Origin of the sequence: Peptoniphilus indolicus ATCC 29427 (assembly GCF_000227315.1) — a bacterium.
GTDB lineage: Bacteria > Bacillota > Clostridia > Tissierellales > Peptoniphilaceae > Peptoniphilus > Peptoniphilus indolicus.
This window is the reverse complement of the sequence record NZ_JH165066.1, coordinates 63,371-67,762: the sequence shown is the minus strand read 5'-3', so window position 1 is coordinate 67,762 and position 4,392 is coordinate 63,371. Positions and strand designations below refer to the sequence as shown.

Here is a 4,392-nt window from a genome sequence, read left to right as displayed (position 1 = left end):
AATAGCAAGTCATTTTAAATTAGAAAAGCAACTATATCTTATCATCTATCTTTATTAAAAAGAGTAAATTAATTACCGACAGTAGATATAAAATTATATCTATTATTCAATTAATAGGGATACATTTGTAGAAGTTATAAGGTGGTTAGATAAATTTTAGGAAAATAGAAAGCTATTGACAAATAGAAAGGAGATTTGCCATGAAAAAAAGATTTTTGAAAGATGTATTAGTGCTGATAGGAATGATGTTTGTAATATTTATTATTTGCATATTTCTTCCAGAGAAAATTCCTGTTCATTTCAATGCAAAAGGAACCCCTGATATGTTTGCTAATAAATATTATCTTCTATTCGCTACAGTTATTCCATACTCTGCATATTGGAAATTTGTACGAGGAAGGAAAAATAAAAACGAATGAAAATATATCCATATTTACAAATTGCATCAGTGTTAAGAGCGACTATTTTAAGAGGAGATTATGCTCCGGGACAACGGATGCCGCCTATAAGAGCTTTAGCACAGAGGGAGGGATGTAATCCTGCAACAGTTCAAAAAGCGTTAAAAGTTCTTGAGAAGCAGGGTTTTATTGTTAGTCGAGGAAGTAAAGGATATTTTGTTATTGAAAGTGAACAGAAAATAATTGAGTTAAGAAATCAGGATTTGAACACGCTAACAAAAATGTTTTTGGAAAAACTGTATGAGTTAGGATTTTCGAATGCTGAGATTGTCAAATTATTTGATAGAATAGACACTTAAAAAAATCAATTATGCAAGAAGGAGATAGAGATTTTGGCTATTTAGATTATAGATAAAACGGAGGAAATAAACATGGAGAAATCTAAGCATATAGTGTTAAAAATACCAAAAAAACAAAAAACTTCCCTTTTTTATAATCTTTATAGCAGATTATTGTTTCATATGCAAACTGAAACAATCAAGTGCAGTTAGTAAAATACTTTTAATTTTCTGTTTTAGAGGACTTCGTATGCCTAAGTGTAGAAGTCCTCCTTTTTTTTGCCTGAAAAACAGTCAGTCAAAAGAAACGGAGGACTTCAAAATGAAAAAAGAATATTATCTATATGTAGGCGGACAAAAGGTCAAAGTCAGTGAGGATATTTACAAAGTCTACTGGCGGGAAAGAGAACATGAAAAGTATTTAGAGCAGGTGGACAGAAAAAACCACTTGCTCTTTTTTTCGTCCTTAGATCAGGATGGACATTTTGCAGAGAATATCATTGATGAAAGCGTTGATGTCGAAAAGATTGTGGAAACACAGATGATGATTGAAACCGTCAGAAACGCTATATCAAAGCTCAATGCAGAAGAAAGGGACATCATAGAGCGGTTGTACTTTCAGGATGAAACCGTTCGCTCGGTAGCAAGGCTAAAAAGTATCACACACCCGGCTTTGATTAAGAAAAGAAACAAAATCTTAGCGAAGCTGAAGAAATTTATCGAAGAAATTTAGAATTTCGGTAACCAAAGGGGTCAAATTTTCCTTATATAAAGTGAAGGGGAGTTTGACCTCTTTTACTTTCTTGAAGAAGAGAATGCCGGTTAAGGCGAATTGGAAGATAAAAAGAAAGTTCCCTTTCTGGTATTTGTACTTTGACAACTGAATAGACCAAGGTAGGACTTTATCTACTTATGGAGGATTATGACTTACGCCATGACCTTTTTGCTGAAGCGAGATGTTTTCACAAGTATTTATCGCAGTTCGTTTCGGTTTGGATGAATACCATTGTATATGAGGATATAAAAAAGCGAGCGAGAAATAAGAATACATAAAAAACAGAGGTGGCAATCTGTTCGTTGAAATAAGTAGTGATAATGATACTTCAATAGTTTATGCCGGCTCGTCTGGAAGAAGAGGCGGAGGTGAGATTCCTATGTTGTCAGCCAAGACACCTACCAATGTCATAAAACTTAAAATGAAGAAAGGAGTTTTTTATGGACACAGAAGAATTGACAAGATACAAAAATGTGTCGGTGGATGAGATTGATCAAAGACTCGTTCCGGACATTGAAGATATAAAGAACAAGAAGAATATGGATCCGCTTTCCATGTATTTTATGAAAGTCGGAAATGTTATCGTCAAATGCAGTTATGCAGGAAACGGAAGAAGTTTAGCGGATTGCTTTTTGTCCTATTTAGAAAAGAAAGCGATGCTGCTTGATTAAAAATATGATAAAAGAGGAAGACTTTTTTCGAATTTATGGTATAATACGAATCAAATAGGGATACAACTTAAATAAGTGCTTGAAAAGACTCCAAGTTATCATATTTCTCTTGAAAAAGAATATGAAAGTTTGGAGGTTTTGTTATGTCTAAAAGAATTTCAGATACCTATCGGGTAGCCATGTATCTTCGGCTATCTCAGGATGATGAAAAATACGATAAAGATTTCAAGGCGGAAAGCAACAGTATTTTCAATCAAAAACTTCAGATCCAAGATTACATTGATAAAAACGAGGAGATGGAGCTTGCAGGCGAATATGTGGATGACGGATATTCAGGAATCAATTTTGAACGACCGGCATTTAAAGAAATGATGGAGGATGTAATCACAGGCAGTATCAACTGCATTGTGGTAAAAGACTTATCCCGTTTTGGCAGAGATTATATTGACAGCGGAAGATATTTGCAAAGAGTGTTCCCCTCTCTTGACATCAGGTTTATTGCCTTAAATGACAATTATGACAGCTTCACAGCCAGTGAAACGGAAAAGAATCTGGTGATTCCTTTCAAGAATTTCATCAACGACAACTATTGCAGGGATACCTCCGCAAAGGTCAGAAGTGTTTGTAAAGTAAAGAGAAAACAAGGACAGTTTATATCAAACTATGCTCCTTACGGTTATGAGAAAGATGAAGAAGATAAGCACAAAATAGTAATTGATAAAGAAGTGGAAGATGTGGTGCGAAAAATCTTCTCCATGAAACTGGAAGGATATAGTTCCTACTCGATTGCCAAACACTTAGACGATAATGGAATCCCCTCACCGATGGAGCATAAAAAGGCAAAGGGAATAAGGTATAAGACAGGCTTCAGCACAAAGGCGTTTGCCAAGTGGGATACGCCTGTGGTCAATCGCATTTTAACCAATGAGGTCTATATTGGAACACTTCAACAGGGAAAACGAGAAAAAATCAATTATAAGCTGGATAAAGTGGTTTCCAAAGATAAAAGCGATTGGATTGAAATTGAAGATAACCATGAAGCGATTATTGATTCCCATGATTTTGAAATCGTTCAAAAACTTCTGAAATGCGACATTAAGGCGAAAACGGTCGGAGAAAAAGCGGATTTGTTTTCCGGACTTCTCTTTTGCAAAGACTGCAACGCTCAGATGACAAAGAAAGTCGATAAACGAGGGAAAACACCGACGGTATATTATATTTGCTCCTCATACAATAAGGGGCAGGATTGCAGCAGGCACTCCATAAAGCAAGAAGAATTGCAAAGGACAGTGCTTGAAATGATTCGTCATTATATTCAGTATCTTGGGGAATACGAAAGTGTTTCAGAGAAAATCAAAGAGATGGAAGTATCCTATGAACTGTTTCAAAAAATAGATAAAAGACAGGAATATACCAAGAAAAGCAAGGCGAAATTTGAGCTTTTAAAATCTTCCCTTTATCAAGACCTGAAGGAAGGCATTATTGCGGAAGAAGAATTTTATGATATGAGAGAGTTTTACACGAATCGTATCGTAGAAAGTGAGTTGATTTTAGAAAAGCAGAGCAAAGAAATTGCAAGGCTCTACAAAAAGAGTTTGGGTAATCAGAATTTCATTGCAGACATTAAAAAGTATCAAAACATCGGTACGTTAGAAAGAGGACTTCTCGTTCGACTCGTCGATAAAATCTATGTTTCGGAAGATAAGAAGATAGAAATTCAGTTTAACTATGATGAAACGATCGAGATTCTGGATAAGTTAAGCAGCTATACCGCTCAAACTCCTGAAATCAGGGAGGTGGTATAGATGGCAAGAACAGCAAATAGAAGAATGAAGTCGGAAGAACAACTGATAAACAAAGAAAGTATAAACAGCTTTCAAACGGCAATCTATGCAAGAACCTCAAGGGATAAGAAAGAGAAACCAAGCGACTCCATTGAAAATCAAATTGCTCTTTGCGAGAGCTTCATTCAAAAAAGTGAGGATTTCAGTTTAGCAGGAATCTATAAAGATATTGCAAAGACGGGAACGGACTTTGAACGACCGGACTTTGAAAACTTGATGGATGAAGTACGAATGGGGAAAGTCAACTGCATTGTTGTAAAAGACCTATCGAGGTTTGGAAGAAACTATACCGAACTTTGTAAATGTCAATATAAGAATGTACATTTTTGCTCAAATAATAATGTACATTTTCTTATTCCTCCTTAT

6 protein-coding genes are annotated in these 4,392 nt (G+C 35.3%); all 6 read left to right on the top strand.

The window, feature by feature from the left end:
• Positions 1–200: 200 nt before the first annotated feature.
• A complete protein-coding gene (locus HMPREF9129_RS09275) occupies positions 201–419 on the top strand; it encodes a DUF1648 domain-containing protein (RefSeq protein ID WP_002838519.1) in 219 nt (72 codons plus the stop codon).
• On the top strand, positions 416–757 hold the full coding sequence (locus HMPREF9129_RS09270; RefSeq protein WP_004822894.1) for a GntR family transcriptional regulator: 342 nt from the start codon (positions 416–418) through the stop codon (positions 755–757). Before HMPREF9129_RS09275 ends, HMPREF9129_RS09270 begins: the two co-directional genes overlap by 4 nt.
• 301 nt (positions 758–1,058) lie before the next feature.
• Positions 1,059–1,469 carry an RNA polymerase sigma factor gene (locus HMPREF9129_RS09265; RefSeq protein ID WP_040553060.1) on the top strand — a complete coding sequence of 137 codons (411 nt, stop codon included), beginning with the start codon at positions 1,059–1,061 and terminating at the stop codon, positions 1,467–1,469.
• Positions 1,470–1,951: 482 nt separating this feature from the next.
• Positions 1,952–2,182, top strand: coding sequence for a DUF6870 family protein (locus HMPREF9129_RS09260; RefSeq protein ID WP_004822890.1), 231 nt, complete (start codon positions 1,952–1,954; stop codon positions 2,180–2,182).
• A 143-nt stretch (positions 2,183–2,325) separates the two neighbouring features.
• Positions 2,326–3,987: a recombinase family protein gene (locus HMPREF9129_RS09255; protein WP_004822888.1), complete on the top strand. Its 1,662-nt coding sequence runs from the start codon at positions 2,326–2,328 to the stop codon at positions 3,985–3,987.
• On the top strand, positions 3,988–4,392 hold a 405-nt coding region (locus HMPREF9129_RS09250), incomplete at its 3' end, for a recombinase family protein (RefSeq protein ID WP_004822886.1). It lies immediately after the preceding gene.